Origin of the sequence: Paenibacillus sonchi (assembly GCF_016772475.1) — a bacterium.
Lineage (GTDB): Bacteria > Bacillota > Bacilli > Paenibacillales > Paenibacillaceae > Paenibacillus_AQ > Paenibacillus_AQ sonchi.
This window is the reverse complement of record NZ_CP068595.1, coordinates 5,220,362-5,240,902: the sequence shown is the minus strand read 5'-3', so window position 1 is coordinate 5,240,902 and position 20,541 is coordinate 5,220,362. Positions and strand designations below refer to the sequence as shown.

Sequence of the window (20,541 nt, the reverse complement as noted above, 5' to 3'; positions counted from 1 at the left end):
TTCTACCGAGGGGAGATCAAATTTCTATGAATTTAGCCGTCAAGCTGATGCAAAAATTCAAAGACCGCGATACTCAGAATAAGCTGAAAGTCTATCAGGATAAAGCGGAGCTCATCAGGAAACGGAATTTGGAAGCATGGGACGACGGGCAGCTTCAAGCGGAATCCCTCCGGCTGCAAAAAGAAGCACGATCGGGCACGCCTTTGGATGAGCTGCTTGTTGATGCTTATGCGTTAGTCTGCGAGGCAGCGAAAAGAAAGCTCGGATTACAGCCTTACAATGTCCAGATTATGGCTGCTATCGCCCTGCACGAGAGATTGTTGATCGAGCAGCATACCGGTGAAGGAAAAACACTCTCTGCTGTTATGCCAGCTTATCTAAATGCGCTGACCGGCAAAGGCGTTCATGTGCTGACATTTAACGACTATTTGGCAAAGCGGGATGCGGAGTGGATGGGCCCGATCTATCGGTTCCTCGGGTTAACCGTAAACTCGGTTCAAGCGGGTATGAGCCTGTCCGAGAAACGGGAAGCTTACGCCAAGGATATCACCTATGTTACAGCTAAAGAAGCGGGATTCGATTATTTGCGCGATACAATCGCACTAAGCGAAGCCGATACCGTGCATCGACCTTTCCACTACGTCATCGTCGACGAAGCGGATTCGCTGCTCCTCGACGAAGCGCGGGTGCCGCTGGTCATCAGCGGCGATTCGGCCTCTTCCAGAAGTGACGGCTTTCGTTTCGCAGAAGTGGCCCGGCAGCTCAAGCAAGCAGAGCATTACGACTTCGACGAGTTCCAGCGGAACGTATACTTAAATGAAGCAGGTGCTGCGAAAGCGGAATCGCTGCTGGGATGCGGCAATTTGTACGATAGCCATAACAGTCACTTGCTGACATCATTAAATTGCGCGCTGCATGCGGAATCGTTATTAAAGAAAGACGTCGATTACATCGTCCGGGACGGCAAAATCGAGCTGATCGAAGAATATACCGGCCGCGTGGCGGAGAACCGGTATTTGCCGGATGGGCTGCAAGCCGCGCTTACGGCCAAAGAAGGGCTGTACTCCGTAGCGGGCGGGAAAATTCTCGGGACGATTACCATTCAACACTTCATCAGCCTGTATCCGCAGATTTGCGGAATGACGGCTACCGCGCATGCTTCCGCAATGGACTTCGAAGATATTTATGCGCTGCAGGTCGTGCAAATCCCGCCGAACCGGCCGAACATCCGGATCGACCACCCGCACCGGATTTACACCCATAAAGAAGCCAAACTCAAGGCGCTCGTACAAGAAATCACGTCCGTCCATAGGTCGGGACGTCCCATTCTCATTGGTACGTCAAGCGTCGAGGAGTCTGCCATGCTGGCAGAGGCGCTAGCGGCTGCCGGCGTACCTTGCCATGTTCTGAATGCGAAAAACGACGCGGAAGAAGCCGACATCATCACCAAAGCGGGAGAAACCGGCGCCGTGACGGTATCTACAAACATGGCGGGACGCGGCGTCGACATCCGGCTCGGCGGCGGCGACCCCGCGCAAGCAGAGGCAGTCGCCAAGCTGGGCGGGTTGTACGTGATTGGCACCCATGTGAACGAAAGCGTGCGGATTGACGACCAGCTGCGCGGACGTTCCGGCCGCCAGGGCGACCCGGGTGCTTCCGTTTTTTATGTAAGCTTGGAAGACGAGTTGCTGCTTCGCTTCGGCATCCATACAGCAGTTCGCGTTCCCAGACAGGATGAGGCACTTGAAGAGCCGGTGCTCAGCAGCAAAATCACAAGTATTCAGCGTATTGTTATGGGCCAAAACTTCGATATCCACAAGGAACTGAACTGTTATTCGGATATGGTGGAAGATCAGAGGCGAATTCTATACGCGGAGCGGCTCCGAATTTTGACAGGCGAGCAGCCCCTCCGCCCTGCGGAGCAGAGGGTACGGCTTTTTTATATCGACGAGTTCTGGGCTGACCATCTTGCATACGTTTCTTACCTTCGCGAAGGTATTCACTTGGAGAGCCTTGCCAGCCGCAATCCGATCGACGAATTTCATGCGCAAATCACCGAAGCCTACGAGCAAATTCCTTCTAAAATAAACAGCGCGGCGGAGAAGATGCTTGAAAGGCTCGGAGGTTCGAATGACCCGGCAGAGTGGGAAAAGTTCGGTCTGAAGAGCCCTGCTTCCACCCGGACTTATATTATCAGCGATCAATACCTACAGAATAAGCGCAGCTCATGGACCGCAGCGACCGTAATGGCTTATTGGATTCGCAAGATTTTGAGGCCGGTACTCAAGTTGTCAAATTATTGATGCAGCGCAGCTTTTTCAAGGGTATCCGCGTTGCCGCCCGTTTACTGCACGAAAAAACGGCTGTCGTTTGTGGCATTCCACTAACCTAGACAAAAGGTTTCAGATAAGTTTCTAAGATGACTATAAAAATATGACGATATATCTTCAATTTTTGGTATATTTAATTTGTGTAAGTAATAACATTAATGAAGGGAGTTGTTTGAGGAAGTGAAGAATGAAGAGGTAACTGCTTTTATTGAGGGTATGGGTGCACCTTGGCAAGCTGAACTTTCGGATCGGCTGCGGGAGATGATTCACCAGACCATTCCCTCGGTTGAAGAGCGCATTCAATACAAAAAACCCCATTTTCTTAAAAACGGCCACTATGCCGCGGTGATTTCCCCGTCGAAGGATGCAATTGCATTTATGATCATGAATGCGACTGGACTGGATTTTCCAAAGGGCTTTGAAGGTCCACCGGAACGCAAGTGGATCAAGATTAGAAAAGGAGATTCTCCGGATTACACATTGCTCTCCTCTCTGCTCTCTCAGTCCTCCGAATCGCTCTAACGCAGAGCAGCGATCCTCCAATAACAGGAGAATCGCTGCTCTCTTCTTTTACTGTTTCAGCATTACCTACGAATCCAGCAATACGTTTCATTAAATTTAATACTGCTGTCCTTCATCGTAGGATACGAACAGCATTCTACGTTGTATATCCATAAGCTTGCGAATTACCCAATTTGCGATCAAGGCAACTACAAATCCTGCTACGACATAAGAAATATATTGCTGAGATAATGTCCAGTCGATTTGGAACAAGGCAAACACACTATTCTCCAGAATATTCAAATCCATGGTTTGCAGAAAAACCTGATGTAGCACAGGCAGTGTAATCAGGCCGAGTGCAGCCGCTACCACAGTTATCATAAGTGAAAAGAAAACAATGCTGGACACGAACCGGCCCATGATCAGCATGATGTTACGTGCAAACTTCCCAGCATGAAAACCTAACTTCATTCGTTGCATGAAGCCCGCTCCCTCCACCTGCATATTCGATCGGTGTTCTTCACTTGGTTCAGGAATATCCAGCAACGATCTTACCAGCTCTTGCTCAAATTGTACGATGTAATCCATTCCCTTTGCTACTGCAAAAAATAAGGGGATTCCGATGAAAACAGGTGTTAACCCAATGGACAACGCCAGCCCTGTCACCATAAATACGAAATATACAATGGTTAGCGGCACAGATATTATAAAATACATAATGCTCCGGAATACCTTGGGATTTGTTCCACCTTTGCGAGGTTTAGATTGGGATTGTGCTGGAATCTGCACCGATTCTTGCGCTCCAATCGGCATAGTATACACTTTATTGTTCATATTGTCCTTCCTCTCACGTTTTTCACTTAATCATCATTATACGTGGTAAAGAGAAGGTTCAAAACAGTCTTCGGACTGGAGCCATACCAGACCAAAGGCTAGGATTTGTTTCGGTATTTGTCACGCTATCATATTTTATTGCCTAACGATCATTTTCTATGTCATACAACTGGGTGATCCCTTGATATGTAACTTCAATACGCAAGTCTTCATGCTTCAAAAAGGTCACTTTCCCTGATGGATCCACCTGTCCAACCTCAGGATTCAGCACCTTGTATGAGGCTGCGGAGGGGACAGAATAATCCATTCCATTGTCCATGGTTGCTACCGGATTGACGCGGAGATAAGAATCTCCCATCCCTGAAATTGACAAATAGTCGCTTACTTCCAGCTTCACCGCCTGACCGGGTGCCTTCCCGGCGAACATGATCAGTGGACTATGTACTCGTCTGGACCAGGAGATCTCGTCATGCTCGCCAATAGGATCCATCTGAAAAAATAAATCCTGCCCATATTTAAATCCCTTCGACAAAAGTAAATCTACCAGTGGATCAATTACCATTCCTTCCTCAGCTCCCATGTCCAGCCAAATCTTCACATCCGGCTTCCCGGTTTCTTGCACCCAATCGTCATACGCTTGTCCGTTAGCTACCCATGTGGAGGCGGACAGCGCACCGATCATCGAGAAAGTCTCGGGATGGTGATAGCCCATCCAGAACGCCTGCACTCCGCCAAATGACGATCCCATGATCATCCGGTGGTCCCTGTCTGGGATCGTTCTGTATGTTGAATCCGCAAAGGGAATGACGGTTTCAATAAAATAGCTGGTAAATTCCTCCGCCCCGGTTCCATCCGTAGGAATAGAATCATTAGGGAAAGGGACATACTCCTTCCCCCGGTCTGAGCCTTCGCTTGCATCGACTGCAATTACAATGACCTTCTCCATCTTGCCGTCGTTAACAAGCTGGTCTACCTTCTTGTCAACCAGCCACTCTTTATTAAAAGAACTGGTGCCTGTATTGAACACACTCCGCCCGTCGTTCATATACACTACAGGATAACGGTCTTTGCCGGTTTCATAACCAGGCGGCAGGTAAACAAAGATTCTCCGTTCCCCGAGCTTCTCTATGCTCACTGTACCTTTGGTTTCATCAGGAGCAGGATTTCCCTCAAGGGTTGGTGCAGGCTGAACAGCGGTTGGCTCCTTTTCTTTCATACAACCCGTGAGCGCTAACATTAATAATGTTATAAGTCCCCAGCAACTGCACTTGTAAATCCAATTCTTGATCATCTAATCTCCTCCGTTTAATTGTTCAAACGCTTTCATCAAATACAGGGGCTTCAAACTCACAGTATCCGGGCTGTACATTTGCGCCAGACTTTACGACCAGTTCCGCGTACTTGTCCAGCAATTGTTCAAAAATCTTTCATAGCTTCTCTTCCTCTACATTGTGGATGACTTCTCTCAAACCAATTTTGTATCTCTTATTTTAGCGCAAACGATTCCATCTGCCTATAGTTTATCTCCTTGCAGCAATGTGACGGTCTTTAAAGAACAGGTATGCCTGATTTTGTCGTCCGATATTACGTTCAGCTTGATCAAGCTTGCAATCTTCGCCGGTATTCTTGCCTGTCGTTGTTTACATTTCGTGTAATGTCTATATACTTATAATTTAGACAGAGACTCATTACATTCTGGAGATCAGCTCCGGCGAAGGAGGATAATTGTGAACACAACAATAAAAGTAGGCATTTCAGGGTATGGCAATTTGGGCAGAGGGGTACACCAGGCGATCGCACAAAATCCGGACATGGAACTTGTGGCGATATTCACGCGCAGAGACCCGCAGCAGCTTCAAACTCCCCCCGGCGTTCACTTTGAGCATATTTCTGCGGCAGATCAATACATAGGCCGTATTGACGTAATGATTCTGTGCGGCGGTTCAGCAACTGACCTGCCGGAACAGACTCCGCAGCTGGCGGCAATGTTCAATACGGTTGACAGCTTCGACACGCATGCCAAAATTCCGGAATTTTTCCAATCTGTAAATCAGGCAGCTCTTGGCGGAGGACGCTTAAGTGTGATCTCAACAGGCTGGGACCCAGGCCTGTTCTCCATGAACCGGCTTCTGATGGAAGCTGTGCTGCCCGAAGGACAGGAATATACATTCTGGGGGCCCGGTGTCAGCCAAGGCCACTCCGATGCGATCCGCCGCGTGCCGGGGGTGAAGGCCGGCGTTCAATACACCGTGCCGGTACAAGCTGTAACTGACGGCATCCGGGCCGGAGACACTCCGAAGCTGGAAACCCGCCAGAAACACCGCAGAGATTGTTTTGTTGTGGCACAGGAAGACGCCGACCGGGAACAAATCCGGGAAGCCATTGTGAACATGCCAAATTACTTCGCTGACTATGATACGACAGTAACCTTTATCACCCAAGAACAGCTTGAAGCGGAGCATTCCGGCATGCCGCATGGCGGGTTTGTGATCCGCAGCGGTGTATCCGGCAATGGAAGCAAACAAATCGCTGAATTCGGTCTGAAGCTGGAGAGCAATCCTGAGTTTACGGCCAGCGTTCTGGTTGCTTACGCTAGAGCAGCATTCCGTTTAAGCCAGGAAGGTCAGCGGGGCGCTAAGACGGTATTCGATATTCCGCTCGGTTATTTATCGCCTAAATCGGCAGAAGAGCTTCGCCGCGAGCTGCTGTAGGCTTTTGGTAGAAGCAGGTACTGCCAGCATATGAAAGTCATATGAACAACAACAGACCCGCAGGAGAGCCGCTTCGATTGAATAGAAGCGGTACTCCTGCGGGTCGTATTTTTGTAATGGCTATGTACCAAGACAGGTTTTAGACGATTCCCTGAGCCAGCATGGCATCAGCAACCCGCAGGAATCCGGCAATATTTGCACCGGCGAGAAGGTTGCCGGGAACCTCATATTCCTCAGCGGCCTCTACTGCACTGCGGTATATATTTTTCATGATGGACTGGAGCTTCTCGTCAACCTCTTCAAACGTCCAGTCGATACGCATGCTGTTCTGGCTCATCTCCAACGCTGAGACGGCCACCCCCGGCATTAGCAGCTTTAGCCGGTGCGAATAACACATCATTGTCAAGGAACAGCTGGATGGCTTGGAGCGTAGAAGGCATGTTAGCTCCTTCACCGATTGCCTTGACTCCGTTATTAATCAGTTTCCGGGCGGAGTCCTCGTCCAACTCGTTCTGAGTTGCACAGGGAAGCGCGATATCGCAGGGCAGGTTCCAAATACCGGCGGATCCTTCAATATACTCCGCATGAGGGTGTTCTTTGACATATTCGCTGATTCGCAGCCGCTGTGATTCTTTCAGTCTTTTTACCGTTTCCAGATTAATGCCCAGCGGGTCATGAACATATCCGCCCGAATCACTGCAGGCTACAACCCGCGCTCCCATTTGCTGTGCTTTCTCGATGGCATATATGGACACGTTGCCTGAACCGGATACGACAACCTGACTGTCCCGGAATCCGAGTTCTTTTACTGCCAGCATCTCTTGGACGAAGTATACACAGCCGTAGCCTGTAGCTTCTTTCCGTACTAAACTTCCGCCGTACTGGAGACCTTTTCCGGTGAGCACACCTGATTCATGCCCTCCGCGTATACGTTTGTATTGTCCAAACATATATCCAATCTCGCGTGCACCGACTCCGATGTCGCCAGCGGGAACGTCGGTATCCGGTCCGATATGCCGGTAAAGCTCGGTCATGAAGCTTTGGGTAAAGCGCATGATTTCCTGATTCGACTTTCCTTTGGGATCAAAATCCGAGCCACCCTTGCCGCCGCCGATGGACAGGCCTGTGAGTGCGTTTTTGAAGATTTGCTCAAAGCCAAGAAACTTAACGATACCGGAATACACCGAAGGATGGAAACGGATACCGCCTTTGTAAGGACCAATGGCACTGTTGAACTGAATGCGAAAACCTCGGTTGACCTGTATGCTGCCGGAATCGTCCACCCATGGCACGCGGAAGGTTACGCTGCGTTCCGGTTCGACAAGACGCTCAAGAATACCATTCTCCATATAGCGGGAATGCCGGGCCAATACGGGAACGAGTGTATCCAGGATTTCTTTGACAGCTTGATGGAACTCGCGTTCATGAGGATCCCGGGCGATAACCTGATTGTATATCCCTTGTACATAATCAGCTGCCGCTGTGGATGATCCTGAAATAACAATTGACACTTCTTTACACTCCCTTTAACTAAAGTTTAGCTTACCAATAAAATTATTTACAAATTTATAGAAAAAATTTAATAAGAATTTTAAAGAGAATTCTATAGAACCTGACATCATTTTGCCAATCAAATATTTTTTAGCGGGTAATTAAATAATTCTATAAATCTTACACCCGATGTAAAGAAAGAAGTCTGTTGCAGGAGTGATACGGGAAGTACTTCAGAATTTAAAAGAGGAGCTGGAATCTTGAGGGAAAAGGAAAACAAGACGCATAAACACGTTATTATTTTCTCCATCATTGCGTTAAGCTGTGGATGGATTGGACGTCTGGTGGACCAACAAGTCGGAACAGATCAGAATGGCAGCCTAGGACAGCTGTTATGGATTGTGTCTCCCCTTTTGACGATGGTGATTATGCGCAGCTGGATGGGTGACGGATGGAAAGATTTCGGCTTAAAGCCCCGATTCAAGGGAAACCTGCTATTGTATGGATTCAGTGTACTGTTTTATCCCTTGATGACTGTCGCGATTGTCGGAATCGGCTTAGGACTGGGGTGGACAGAAATATCTCCTTCGTTCTCCACCTTCTTAACAGCATTTGGCATGGCTCTCCTGCCGGGTTTTATCAAAAATATATTCGAAGAGTTTGCCTGGAGAGGTTATCTGGCTCCTAAGCTGTTCACACTTGGAATCAATCGCTTCCTCGTCCATATTACTGTTGGAATAGTATGGGGGGCGTGGCATTTCCCTTTTTTGCACCTGTTTCTCGATACCACAGAAAGCATGATTACCTATATCCCCCGTTTGATGATCGGCATGATCGCCATGGCGATACTGTATGGCGAAATTTTGTTAATGACCAAAAGCGTATGGCCAGCCGTTCTTATGCACACGATGGGAAATGCCTTCATTGATACATTGATTCTGAAAAAATACATTCAGGTACATGAGAGTTACAACGTAGTAGGCATGCCCAGCCCGGAAGGAATCCTCGCTATTGCTTTGACGGGGCTTGCCGGTCTATGGATGTATAAGAGAAGAAAAAAAATGACGACCTGATACTCTCATCCTGAATTTCCAACCCAATTATTCTAACTTGTACAACGACTCAAGCTGATGATTGAATGTAAAGAAGCCCGCGTCTCAACGCGGGCTTTCTTGTTGTGTAGTGTAAAAACGGACGGAAGCGGGTTTATTTCGTCCTGTAACGGAACAAAAGCATGCATATTATTGGGCCGATTTTGCCAGGAATTCATCGATCTGACGCTGAACCTCCGCGATTATTTTGTCTATGCCGGCGGCCTTTATCTGTTTTTGAAGATTTGACAGCCCCTTGTCTACATCCTTCACCGTGCCATATTCCAGCGGAATGCCGTATTGCAGCATCACATTGCCGACGTTCGCGACTTCCGTCTTCACCTTGCTGTTATCGAACACGAAGGTTTCCAGCGGATAGTGGAAAACCTCCCCCTCCCATTTTTCGGTCAGCGCGTTCGCTTCATCCGGGAAGGAAGCATTGTCCCGGTTCAGCGGCGAGTTAAAGCACCAGTTGGAGAAGCCGGTGTAATTAGCGTTCTTCTCCGCGTTCGTGTACTTATCATCTCCGACTGGATTGTAATGCACACCGGAGATGCCGCTCATGATCAGATCGTGCAGTTCCTTGTCGTTCTGCAGAAGATCAAGCATCATCAGAGCCCGCTCGGGATTCTTGGAGGTGGCGTGGATAGCAACCCCGTTCTGCGTGGAGACGGCTACCGACTTCTTCTTGTCCGGTGTTATGTCAGCCAGCGCCAATTCATATGTCGAATTCTTCTCCCGCATGTCGGTCATCAAAGAACCGAGTGTGCCCACATTGTGTGTAATCGACGCCGTCTTGCCTTCCCGGAACTCCTGCTGGTGATCCAGCTTACTATTTAGCGCGCTCTTCGACCAGGTGTTGTGCTCTGCCAGATCTTTATAATAGTAAACCAATTCCTTGAATTCCGGTGTTTCGTAGACATTGAACACTTTACCGGCGGGATCAGTCAGCTTGAAGCCTATCGGCAGATCCAAGTCAAGCATGTTCCATTCGTTCTGCTGCTTCAGCAGCACCCGGTCCAGATTGTGGAACTTCCAGTCTCCGGTCTCCGGTGTGAACGGAATTACACCCTTCTCCTTCTCGGCGATGGTCTTTAGATAGGTAGCGTAGGTTTCCGGGCTGTTGATGTCCGGAAGGTTGTATTTCTTCCGAAGGTCCTCCCGGTATAAAATCAGCTTCTCGACCGTTTCCCGCGGTTCTGTGGCACCATATAGAGCTTGCCGTTCACCTTCGCCTGGCCCCAGCTTACCTGAGGCATCGCTTCCCAGGTCATCGGAGCGTACTTCTTCAGCATGTCGTCGGTCAGTTCCAGGAAGCCGCCTTTGATTGCCTGATCGTTGTAGCCTGCCCAGTTGGCCGCGTAAATGAGGTCAAAATCCTCGTTGGCAGCGAGTTTGAGCGGATATTTCTGCGCCCAGTCTGACCAGTCCAAAAACTCGCCTTCAAGGGTCGTGTTAATTTTCTCCTTCAGCTTCTTGTTGATCTCCCCAAATACTGCATCATAGTCGACCGGCTTTGGCCCCACAAAGATCATCTTCAGCGTGACAGGCTGGGATGTATCCACTGTGCCGGAATCTCCGGTAGCCTGCTTATTGTCTCCCGCCCCCTGCGCCTCAGCTGCCGAAACCTGCGGCTCCGTCTGGCTCCCTCCGGCGTTACTATTGTTGTTGCCGCACGCATTGAGCAGCGACAGCATTAGAATACCGGACAGCAGTGTCAATCCTCTTTTCTTATTCAATCGATTAAGCCCCCCACGAAATGTAATCGCTTTCAAATATAGTATAGAGAAAATCCGCTTCGCTTCTAATATAGGCCATCAACGATTATACATACTTTTGCAACGACTTTTACGGCGTTTTATTGTTCTGTTTCCTTCATTAACCATAATTTTACTATCCGGGGCGTTCACATTATCATATAATTATCATTTAATAATTTGAACCTTACCTACTCTTATAACAATCTGGAGGATTACGTAATGGCAAGACCTTTATTTGCCCGGCTGCAAGGGAACAGCCGGGGCTGCCTGGCCTTCGAGCCCTTTTTCCTGATCCCTTTCAGCATGTTCTCCACCTATGCCACCCTTTATATGTACGAGCTGGGGCTGACGGAGCTGAATATCGGCTGGATTACCACCATTGGATTGATTGTGCAGGTGTTTTCTTCTTTGCTCAGCGGATATTTAACTGACCGCCTGGGACGCAAGCGGGCTATTTTATATTTTGACCTGCTTAGCTGGAGCCTGGCTACATTATTATGGGCCTTTTCGCAGAACCTGTGGTTTTTTGTGGCGGCTGCGGTCATAAACGGCTTCCAGCGTGTGCCGCATATCGCCTTTTACTGTCTGATTGTTGAAGACACAAGGCCCGCCGACCGGACTTATGTGTTCACATTGCTGCAGATCATCAGTGTGATCGGCGGGTTGTTCGCACCGCTGGGCGGACTGCTGGTGAACCATTACGGAATGGTCCAGGGCATGCGGATCATGTATGTGCTCGCGTTTCTTTTCATGACCTTTCAATTCGTGGGCCGTCATTTAACCACCCGTGAAACCGAAGCCGGGATCAAAAAACGTCTGGAAACGCGTGAACTGGGACTCAAGCAGAGTATGGTCGAATATGGCGGCGCTTTCCGTGAGCTGTGGGCGGACAGCAATCTGCTGCTCATCTTTGGTGTGTACATCCTGTTTAACTTTCAGGCGACGCTGAAGACCACCTATCTGTCGCTGTATCTGGCAGATTATTTACGGCTGGACAGCGGCATCATTTCCCTGTTTCCGGCAGTTTCCTCCGTAATCATGCTGCTGACACTTTGGCTTCTTATGCCCAAAATCCCGGACCAAAGTGCCAATCGCTCCATGATGGCAGGGTTTGGTCTCTCCGCTCTATCGAATATAATGCTGGTGTTATACCCTTCGTCCAGTCTTCTTTGGATAGGGTTCAGCACCATACTGGCAGCAGTGGGACTCATGATCAGCTCACCTTATTTGGAAGCTGCCGTGCAGAATGCCATCGACGACGATAAACGGGCCAAAGTTTTTTCCATGCTCTCCGTGCTGATCCTGCTCTTTACTGCACCTGCAGGCATCATCGGCGGCTGGGCGTACAAGCTGGACCCGCGTATCCCCTTATGGCTGGTTACAGCAGCATTTGCCGTCTCCTATCTGCTGCTGCATCTTTACCGTAGACGGACTGACCGGAATGGCCATCATCCGCAGCAGCCCCAAACTGGAGGCTAAAAAGAATGATTACCTACCGTTTAACCGCCAAGCAATAATTCACATTATCGAATGCCGTGATTGGGTGGGCAGGCTGGCTGTCATTGTAGGCTTGAAACAGCTGACCGGTAATTTCGGCTGGTGTCAAATGCTGATAGATCAACATATTGACGTCTTCCAGCATGTGTTCCAGCTCCTCATAGGAATAGCTGGCCTGCATCGGTTCACCTGCGCGCGCGGCCATCATCACCTGCTTCTGCGTGCGTTCCCCTGCATGTGGAGTGAATGTATGCTCATCGGGATAATCAAAGACAATACTGCTGCCGCTTGGAAGCAGCTTCGTTACGGCTGACAAGAATTGCTTAAACACATCTTTGGGCAAATAGTAGGTGATGCCCAGCAAGCTGCTGAAGCTGATTACACTCGGGTCAAAAGCACGGCAGTCCAGCATCCGGCTCGTCCAGTCCCGTTCACTGAAGTCTACTGGAACATAGTGCAGATTGGACGGCTTATTGGGGTTCAGAGCCGATACGCGTCTGCGTTTGTCCTCAGCTGTGGCAGGATGATCCATCTCAAAAATTTGCAGCTTCGATGCCCACTCCGGCTGCCGGTAAGCGAAGGTATCATACCCGGCGGCAAATATCAGATACTGCCTTGCACCGTGCAAAGTGGCAACCTCAAGGGCCTGTTCGGCAAATGCAGCCCTGCCAAGCGGTGATGGGGACAGCTGGTGGTCAACGACTCTGCGCAGCGCCTGCTCCTGTGTGCCCTCAAATTCCGGCAGAAAGAACGCAATCCCTTGTGACATGTTGCTGGCAATACCCTCGTATTCCTCATCGGTTAACAGTTGTCTGGCAAGTGAATCATCAAAAACTTTGATCTGATTATGCTCCGCGTGATACGCTCTGGAGAATGCGCTGACGAGTGCAGTTAAACTTTCTTTTTTCACTATTCTTCACCTCATTTCTGTTGTACCATTCAGCCTGCTCATGAAACAATACTTGATTTTTTTGTTATTTTATGGTATAATAAGAGCTATGAAAATATAAGTTTCACACTTCCGCCACATTGTAGGCGTTTTTTTATGTCTTTCAAAATGTCAATATCAAAGAAGCCCCCAGCACCACTTTAACAGTAGTTTTGGAGGCCGAATATCTATAGAAAACTCTCCACAATGAACTTGAGCTGTGCCTCCAATGAAATCGGATCATTATAATAGGAGCCCTTCTCATCAATGAAGTAAACCTGTTTATTTTTCACTGCCGGGAGCGATTTCCATATACTGCTTCCATACACGACATTTGCATCTCCGTCATCCCATCCCCAATTGCTTGTGAAGATGTAATCTCCTGCATACTCAGGCAGCAATTCAAGCGATAAATTTCCGCCGAATCCCTCGCCGTCAATCAGTGTCTTCTGGATAATATCTGGGGCCTTTAGCCCAAGATCTCCGTAGAGGATCTCGCCGCCTCTTCCGCCCTTGTCTCCCCAGGCATAGATGCCTTTTGCATAAGGCTGAAGAATCGATACGGTTTTATCGCCGACAACCTTGGTGATTTGGGGCTTAACCTCAGCAATTTTGGCATCCCACTCTTCAATCCACTGCTGTGCCGCGTCTTCCTTGCCAGTGATTTTTCCAAATTCCAATAATAATTCCTGTGGAGTGCCCGCCCCATACTTAAGTCTGACCACTGGAGCGATTTGCGCCAGCTGCTCATATTGAGACTCTTCGATGTAGTCAAAAGTGATGATCAGATCCGGGTCAAGCTCCAGAATGGCTTCAGCATTCGGCTCTGTGCCAATATTGATGATATTATCCAGGCGGCCTTCATGGAACGGATTTTTTAATGAATCGTCGGCTGCAGCAATCGGTTTGACATCCAACACGAGCAAATTACCAATCGCACTTCCTGTCAGATCAATAATCCGCTCTGGGTTCATTGGAATCGTTACCTCTCCTTTACTGTCCACATAGGTCTTGGTTGCTGCAGCAGCATTGCCTGCGTTGGAGCTCTCTTTGGCTGTGCCTGCCTCCTGATTGATTGTATTCACTGCCTGTGTGCTGTTGCTGTCTGTACCGCGGATTGCCTGATTCGGTGTATTGGAGCATGCACTAATCAACAATGTAAAACATAACATTAACGCCGCTGTGGCAATCGACGCCGGTTTCGTTCCTCTTTTCACTGGTAATCCCCCTCTTTTGCGTAAATGATAATAATTCTCATTGCTTTTGATACTATAGCACTGGGAATTATCCGCTACAAGGGCAGATTTCGGATGATAAACAGGCGATTTTGGTACAGGCCCTTCTCCCTTAAATTGCAATTTGAATTGTGCCGGAGGCAGTCCGTAATGCTTTTTAAAATTCCGGCTGAAGGTATGCGCATCAGGATATCCTACCCGCTCAGACAGCTCCTGCAGGGGATAATTACTGTGCAATAAAAGGTTCGCGGCAGCCTCCATGCGAATTTGCGTTAATACACGAATCGGACTTTCATTCATCCGGCTCTTGAACAGCTTGCTTAAATAACTGACACTGCAGTCAAACAGCTCTGCCAAAATTTCCAGCGTGACCGGCTCCATATAGTGCTCCTGCATGTAACGAAGCACCTGGGCCAGCAAATCAGGCGGGACCGGTGCAAGTCCTTGATGCTGCATCTGCCATAACAGCTCATGAATGAATTGAAGAAACAGCGTCCTTGCATGTAAAGAATGCAGCGGATCGAATGTCACCCAGTTTTCATACATTTGCTCCAGCCTGCTCAGCAGCGGCAAAGGATAGAGCGGATCAAAGCTATATTGGCACTTAAACGGATCATCCCGTTCGAGCTGAAGCAGCAGTTTGCTGGACGAGGGCAGTAGCAGAACCGCCTTATACAAAATAAGAAAATATTCAAATGATTCCTCTGCTTTAATATGAAGTACGGCACCACGGCCTCCATGCATAATCTGATTCCTTCTCAATGTGAGCCGCATATCATCCATCTGCACACAGGCATGTCCCTGATAAGCATATACAAAAGCGCTGGCCGGCAGTTGGTAGTGTGGAATTTCTGTTCCCGGCTCCAGGCTATTGCTACGGATATCCAGCACTTTAATCGACGCATGATTCCACAGCTTAATATGATCGTTCAAGTTCATCTCAGCACTCCGTTTATCAGTTATTACTCAAAGTATAATTGATAAACATTCTCATTCACAAGAGTTATCAGTAAATCATCCGGACGTGTTCCTCTTCATTTCTCCCCCTTTCCTGTCGATAAATGTAGAATACACATGGAAAAGTATGGAGGGCATATGAATAATAACCGCAGAACCGAACCTTTTCGATACACTCTTAAAGAACCTGCCACCTTTGATCTTCATATCCTTACGATTAACGGAATTCCGGTTCCTCCAAAACCCGTCAGTGCCGTACTGTATGACATTAGCCGTTCGGGGTGCCATTTGGCGTTTCCTCTGAATGTTAATCCTGAAACTAACCTGGTACGTGTCGGCATGGAGATGGTCCTAGCCTCAGAGTCTATGTACATAGAAGGAACCTTGAAATGGAACAGAGAGCAGAATGGCACTTTTCATTACGGTATTCAATTGGATATTCCTGAAGAGGACCGTGATCGTCTTCCAGGCGTACTGCGCAGGCTGGCCGGGGAAGGCAAGATATTGGTTCGTTGATTGTCAGCAAAAAAGGAGCATTCCCTTAATGGGAATACTCCTTTTTTCATTCTTATTTAAACGATAGAGATTCCACAATCTTATCCGTTTCAGCCTTTGACTTCTCATCTACGTATGTAAGAATAAGGTTGAATGCATACCCGTCAATAATCGTGCTGTAATATTCCTGGTTGACTACCCCGGCTCCAGCATCGATCGAAGCCTTCATCAGGTCCATATCTTTGCCGCCGACTTTAACCGTCTTGATGTCTTCGAATTTATAAGGAAGCTTGCTGTCTACCATCAGCTTTTTCGAAGATTCCAGGTAGTCCTTGCCGTTTTTAATCCCTTGGAGCATGCTTACCTTCTCGGCAACAGCGATAGCGGAAGGCCCGTTTTTACCTGAGTCTAACGGAAATTCTGAAGCCATCAGCAGATTTAGGGTTTTGGTTTTCGCCAGATCAAGCATTTTACTCTTGGCTTTATTGCCTCCGGCAACAACTTCCTGTCCTGCCTCCATAAGCTTCATCATTTGGTCTGCGTCCTGATACACCCATTCTTTGGGGAATTTAAGGGACAAACCGAAATAATCATTCGTATAAGAACCACTTTCAGTCACACCTAAGCTGACCTCTTTGTCTTTCCCTCCGCATGCTGTAACCAACATTAACATTAACAGCATTGCCATTGATAACAAACCAATTTTCTTCTTCATAATACCCTCCTGATGATTCTCTCTTTGTAAACACCAGAAAAGTTTAACATGTAATGTTAACATTTCCACCTATATAAAACTATAGGGAAGCTACAACAAAAACATGCGGGTTGCAACTGAAACCGCTTCCGAGCTGGATTGAACCCCTAATTTTTCAAAAATGATTTTTTTATGGTGGTTCACGGTGCACTCTTTTATTTTTAATTTGGAGGCAATCGCTTTTCCTGTCAGCCCTTGAGAAATCAGTTCAAGAACCTTTAATTGCCGCTCACTCAGCGGCTTGGAAAGCTGTTCAGCAGCCTGGTTAGCGAGTTGGCCCTGGTAACTGATCATCATATCGGCCGGAATCAGCTTGGCAATTGCGATCAGTTCGCTTTTCATATCGGCATTAATCGTTGAAACATCAAGGTAACCTAACGTTTCATTTCCTACATTTAAGGGAACCGAAAAACAATGCCAATTTTGAAAAAGGGGGCTTTCATGCTCTTCAGGGGTAAATATACGGGACAGCCCTTCGCAATGGCCTCTGATATCGCATTAACCCCACAACTATTTTCAGCAAAATACATTCCCAAACAGATTGGGGATTGGCTGACAATGGCTTCCAGATTACGGCTGTAATCCATCGCAAGAAGAACGCCCTCCTCATCTGTAAGAAGAAATAAAAATGTACCGGAAAGATGATCCTTAATATTGAATATACAGTCCTGAAAAACTTCAATTAACAGTTGATTCGGGGCGCTTGGCCGGTTAGATTGCTGCATATTCGATAACAAGTAGTCTTCTTTATCAAGCCGGCTAGATGCATCGATGGTTGTAATCATTACTCTATTTCTCCTTCCATTAAAACTGATCCAGATTAAGGCGGATTTTTTATAATTATCGGATCAACTAATGGAAAAATTGAATTTTCTGAATTTTGCTTTGTACATATATAACTTTGAACATACGACTTTTGGCATATTCAGCATCTCTGGCAGACTCTTTTAGTCATCAACCAGGAAATATCCACCTATATATCAGGTCATTAAGTCCATGAAATAAGTTCTGGAAACCCCGGATTTCTATTAAATATTACTTTTAGACTATTTTTTCATGACCTCTGAACTGTCCTATTTCCAAAAGCTTCGTATGCCCCGTTTGTTTTCAGAGCAGCACCACAGAATTGACCGCCCCCCGTGCGCATTGCACCAGTGTTTCGTATAACCGGGCGGACAGTAAAGTATAATCCTGCTCCCGCTCATGCAAGTAGGCGGAATACGGGGGATTGTCATTCCAGGAGCCCATGCCCCCGAATACCCAGGCTTTGTAGACCGCATTCAGCAGAATGCGCGCCTGATCCTTGTAAACCGCCGGTAATTGGAACGGTGGCTGAGCTGCGGGAGCTTTTCCCTTCAGAATGTCCCTGGCAGGTTCAAAAAAGTTATTCGTCCAGAACTGCTCCCCGATCCCATCGGCCAAAGCTCCAATCTCACGCAGCACTTCTTCCAAATGCGCCGATATATCAGCCAAAGGAAGGAACTCGCGGGAACCCTGTTGTCCGTCAGCAATCTTCTGTTCAGTATAGGTCACTTTCCATTTCGTACGTGAGCGGTACTGATCCATCCGCCACTCAGCCTTCCAGAGAGATTCCCCGCAGGCTCCGAGTGAAGTAACTCCACCTGGTGCTCCATTGCCGCTAAACCCGCTGCTGTTCCAGGCAGCTGTTGAAGCCGTACCGTTTAACATCAGCCGCTGGCAGCCGTTGTTTTTCAGCTCTGCTAGCCACTCCGGCCAGTTCCAGCTCTGCCCGCCTCCTTCCGCAAGGAAGCGTACATCTAAAAAACCGGTATGCTCCAGTTCACTATTGGATGCATCCGCTCCACTCATCAGATTTCCATTGCCCAATGCTGTAATCAATAACAGCTGATGCAGTTCTCCATTCATATTCTTCTCCCCGTTCTGTACACAGCCCGTTGAATGAATCAGCCGCAAGCGTGCAATCCTCAACATCCAAATTGCCGGAATGCACTTAAAGATGCTGCTCCACATCTAAATTCCTCCTGCTGTATACGTTACGATTTTAACCTATTTGGTGTTCATTATTAAAGGGTGTACCGCGGCTATGCCTGAGAAGCTGGGGTATCGGCCATCCGCCACCTGAGCTTATACAGTTCGGGCAGCACTACGCCGAGCAGCACCAGGACAACCCCGATCCACTGCAGCCCGCTGACCTGCTCATGCAGTACGAATGAGGACAGCAATACGGCAACGGGCAGCTCAGCGGCACCGAGAATGCCCGCCATGCCCCCGCCGATATGCGGGACCCCAATCGCAAACAAAACCGGCGGAATAAATGCCCCAAACAACCCCAGCAAGAACCCAAACAGCAGCAGCTGTCCCCACAAAAGACCGTTAAAGAGGAAATACGGCGGGAAGAGAATGCATAACAGCAGCAAGCCGCCGGTAACCATCCAGGCACTCCGGTACGCCGGATGCGCGGAAGGAACGGCTTTGCCGCTGAAAATAATGAACATGGAATAGCTTACCGCAGACAACAATCCAAGCGTCAGCCCAAGAACGTTGAAATGCGATGCGCCCTTCTCTATGATTCCTGCCGCGAGCAAAGTTCCGCCAAAGAGCAGCAGCAAGGTCAGCAGCGTCACCTTATCGGGGCGCTGGCGTTTGCTGATGGCCTGAATCAGCACGCTGATCCAGGTGAACTGGAACAGCAGAATGATGGCCAGAGAAGCCGGAATATACCGCAGTGACTGGTAATAGACCAGGCCTGTTACAACCGTTGGCGCTCCTGCCAGCATGAGCAGAATTCTCTGCTTCCAGGTAAGAGCCGGTGATGCCTGCCGCGCAGCAGCAGGTGTGACACCTTGGCTGCGCTGTTTGCGCGTCTGCCTAACCTTTGTATATAAGGCCAGCAGCCAGGCCAGAATGCAGCCGGTCAACAGCTGCGTACCGACCACTTCCCCAAGCTGGTACCCCTCTCCGTATGCCAAGACGACGATGGTCGATAATATGCCGTAGCTCATGGCACCTGCTAATACAGATAATAAATATTTCAAATCTTTCATTTAAATATGCCTCCTGAATCACTTGAATAAGCCATTACACGCAAATAATCCTAACTCCGGGGACGAGGACCATAAGCATGGCCCTTGTCATCGTAGTTAGGAAGAAAAGGCTTCCTGTAGAAACCCTCGCCCTGTTGACGCCTGACGGCTGCGAGGTTATACGAGAACAGTATGTAATTGTACGCATAACGACTGTACATATGTTACATGGCAAGTAAGCTGCTGTCAACCTTTAACTTCTTTAAATTTGTGTATTTTGATTTAGAAGCTCTAGCAGCTTCTTCAGCTCCTTAAAGGCCTGCGGCCTATCGCGCTGCGGATTTATTGCTGCAATCAGGCCATCCGTCACCGGACTACCGCCAAATAGATCACGGACAGCCCCAAGCGGCAATTGCTGAAGTCCGCTGAAGTAATCCATCGCCCATTCTATGTAGTCTTCAGGTGTCTCATAAAGATAGCTGAGCAGGAAATCGGCCCCTCCGCTCTCCGCTTGCCTTTTGTCCAGACGGTCCAGCTCTCTCCATTCCCCGCACATCCACTCCGGACTGCCGTTCTCTTGCCACAGACAAAAGGTTACATCTTCTGCTTCAAGTGTATCACCGCTGCTGCGCAGGGCGGATTGCAGGTTGTCTGGTAATCCCTCATACATCCCTGGCCAAACCTCATATTCATCCTGCGCGTGCGGACTGAGTGGAGATTCATGGTCAAATCCTTTAATCACGCAACCATCGGCCGTAAATAGTACGTACAGATGATCCCCGGCTCCATTCTCGACAATGCCAAGCTGCACTCCCGGCTGAAAGTCAGGGTCGTAACGATGCACGCGCAGCCACTCCTCCTCGCAGCAAATAACGTCCATCACCGCCAGCAGAATCATCTGTCTGCGCAGATTTTCCGGATCAGGCAGCTTTGTAAGTGTCCAAGGCTTCAT

The 20,541-nt window shown here is 48.4% G+C and carries 18 protein-coding genes and 1 pseudogene; 6 read left to right on the top strand and 13 right to left on the bottom strand.

Annotated elements, in window-relative coordinates:
* Window positions 1-26 precede the first annotated feature (26 nt).
* Together JI735_RS23365 and JI735_RS23360 are read left to right on the top strand one after the other, a co-directional pair.
* On the top strand, window positions 27-2,303 hold the full coding sequence (locus JI735_RS23365; RefSeq protein WP_039839078.1) for a preprotein translocase subunit SecA: 2,277 nt from the start codon (window positions 27-29) through the stop codon (window positions 2,301-2,303).
* 243 nt (window positions 2,304-2,546) lie between these two features.
* Window positions 2,547-2,852, top strand: coding sequence for a DUF1801 domain-containing protein (locus JI735_RS23360; RefSeq protein ID WP_039839098.1), 306 nt, complete (start codon window positions 2,547-2,549; stop codon window positions 2,850-2,852).
* A gap of 96 nt (window positions 2,853-2,948) precedes the next feature.
* On the opposite strand, the gene JI735_RS23355 is transcribed toward JI735_RS23360, so the two are convergent.
* Both JI735_RS23355 and JI735_RS23350 read right to left on the bottom strand, forming a co-directional pair.
* Window positions 2,949-3,665 (bottom strand): sensor domain-containing protein, encoded by a 717-nt coding sequence (locus JI735_RS23355; RefSeq protein ID WP_051052280.1) that lies wholly within the window; start codon window positions 3,663-3,665, stop codon window positions 2,949-2,951.
* Window positions 3,666-3,807: 142 nt separating this feature from the next.
* Window positions 3,808-4,881, bottom strand: coding sequence for an alpha/beta hydrolase (locus tag JI735_RS23350; protein WP_157771507.1), 1,074 nt, complete (start codon window positions 4,879-4,881; stop codon window positions 3,808-3,810).
* A gap of 511 nt (window positions 4,882-5,392) precedes the next feature.
* On the opposite strand from JI735_RS23350, the gene JI735_RS23345 reads away from it, so the two are divergent.
* Window positions 5,393-6,376, top strand: a complete 984-nt coding sequence (locus tag JI735_RS23345; RefSeq protein WP_039839085.1) for a diaminopimelate dehydrogenase — start codon at window positions 5,393-5,395, stop codon at window positions 6,374-6,376.
* Between the two features lie 139 nt (window positions 6,377-6,515).
* Here JI735_RS23345 and gdhA read toward each other — a convergent pair.
* Window positions 6,516-7,887, bottom strand: a pseudogene (gdhA, locus tag JI735_RS23340) (NADP-specific glutamate dehydrogenase).
* A 240-nt stretch (window positions 7,888-8,127) separates the two neighbouring features.
* Between gdhA and JI735_RS23335 the strand changes: the two are divergent.
* A complete protein-coding gene (locus JI735_RS23335; RefSeq protein WP_039839088.1) occupies window positions 8,128-8,940 on the top strand; it encodes a CPBP family intramembrane glutamic endopeptidase in 813 nt (270 codons plus the stop codon).
* Between the two features lie 168 nt (window positions 8,941-9,108).
* Here the strand turns inward: JI735_RS23335 and JI735_RS37485 are convergent, their stop codons facing one another.
* Entirely contained in the window at window positions 9,109-9,942 is an 834-nt protein-coding gene (locus JI735_RS37485) for an ABC transporter substrate-binding protein (protein WP_325175538.1), read from the bottom strand.
* Between the two features lie 188 nt (window positions 9,943-10,130).
* The gene (locus JI735_RS37480; protein ID WP_325175537.1) at window positions 10,131-10,697 is read right to left on the bottom strand and encodes a hypothetical protein; all 567 of its coding nucleotides are present in this window, start codon (window positions 10,695-10,697) and stop codon (window positions 10,131-10,133) included.
* Between the two features lie 240 nt (window positions 10,698-10,937).
* Between JI735_RS37480 and JI735_RS23325 the strand changes: the two genes are divergently transcribed.
* Window positions 10,938-12,197: an MFS transporter gene (locus tag JI735_RS23325; RefSeq protein WP_039839101.1), complete on the top strand. Its 1,260-nt coding sequence runs from the start codon at window positions 10,938-10,940 to the stop codon at window positions 12,195-12,197.
* Between the two features lie 13 nt (window positions 12,198-12,210).
* Here the strand turns inward: JI735_RS23325 and JI735_RS23320 are convergent, their stop codons facing one another.
* Window positions 12,211-13,125, bottom strand: coding sequence for a class I SAM-dependent methyltransferase (locus tag JI735_RS23320; RefSeq protein WP_202676483.1), 915 nt, complete (start codon window positions 13,123-13,125; stop codon window positions 12,211-12,213).
* A 206-nt stretch (window positions 13,126-13,331) separates the two neighbouring features.
* Window positions 13,332-15,317, bottom strand: coding sequence for an AraC family transcriptional regulator (locus JI735_RS23315; RefSeq protein ID WP_039839103.1), 1,986 nt, complete (start codon window positions 15,315-15,317; stop codon window positions 13,332-13,334).
* 156 nt (window positions 15,318-15,473) lie between these two features.
* On the opposite strand from JI735_RS23315, the gene JI735_RS23310 reads away from it, so the two are divergent.
* Window positions 15,474-15,851 carry a PilZ domain-containing protein gene (locus JI735_RS23310; protein ID WP_039839104.1) on the top strand — a complete coding sequence of 126 codons (378 nt, stop codon included), beginning with the start codon at window positions 15,474-15,476 and terminating at the stop codon, window positions 15,849-15,851.
* A 52-nt stretch (window positions 15,852-15,903) separates the two neighbouring features.
* Here JI735_RS23310 and JI735_RS23305 read toward each other — a convergent pair whose 3' ends face one another.
* From JI735_RS23305 to JI735_RS23285, 6 genes are all read right to left on the bottom strand, one after another.
* The gene (locus JI735_RS23305; protein ID WP_233183035.1) at window positions 15,904-16,545 is read right to left on the bottom strand and encodes a hypothetical protein; all 642 of its coding nucleotides are present in this window, start codon (window positions 16,543-16,545) and stop codon (window positions 15,904-15,906) included.
* Window positions 16,546-16,635: 90 nt separating this feature from the next.
* Window positions 16,636-16,926 carry a response regulator transcription factor gene (locus JI735_RS36200; protein ID WP_233476023.1) on the bottom strand — a complete coding sequence of 97 codons (291 nt, stop codon included), beginning with the start codon at window positions 16,924-16,926 and terminating at the stop codon, window positions 16,636-16,638.
* Window positions 16,927-16,979: 53 nt separating this feature from the next.
* Window positions 16,980-17,369 carry a hypothetical protein gene (locus JI735_RS36195; protein WP_233476022.1) on the bottom strand — a complete coding sequence of 130 codons (390 nt, stop codon included), beginning with the start codon at window positions 17,367-17,369 and terminating at the stop codon, window positions 16,980-16,982.
* A 322-nt stretch (window positions 17,370-17,691) separates the two neighbouring features.
* Window positions 17,692-18,537, bottom strand: coding sequence for a hypothetical protein (locus JI735_RS23295; protein ID WP_233476021.1), 846 nt, complete (start codon window positions 18,535-18,537; stop codon window positions 17,692-17,694).
* A gap of 110 nt (window positions 18,538-18,647) precedes the next feature.
* Window positions 18,648-19,610, bottom strand: a complete 963-nt coding sequence (locus tag JI735_RS23290; protein ID WP_202676482.1) for an EamA family transporter — start codon at window positions 19,608-19,610, stop codon at window positions 18,648-18,650.
* Window positions 19,611-19,851: 241 nt separating this feature from the next.
* Window positions 19,852-20,541, bottom strand: a complete 690-nt coding sequence (locus JI735_RS23285; RefSeq protein ID WP_039839110.1) for a dimerization/docking domain-containing protein — start codon at window positions 20,539-20,541, stop codon at window positions 19,852-19,854.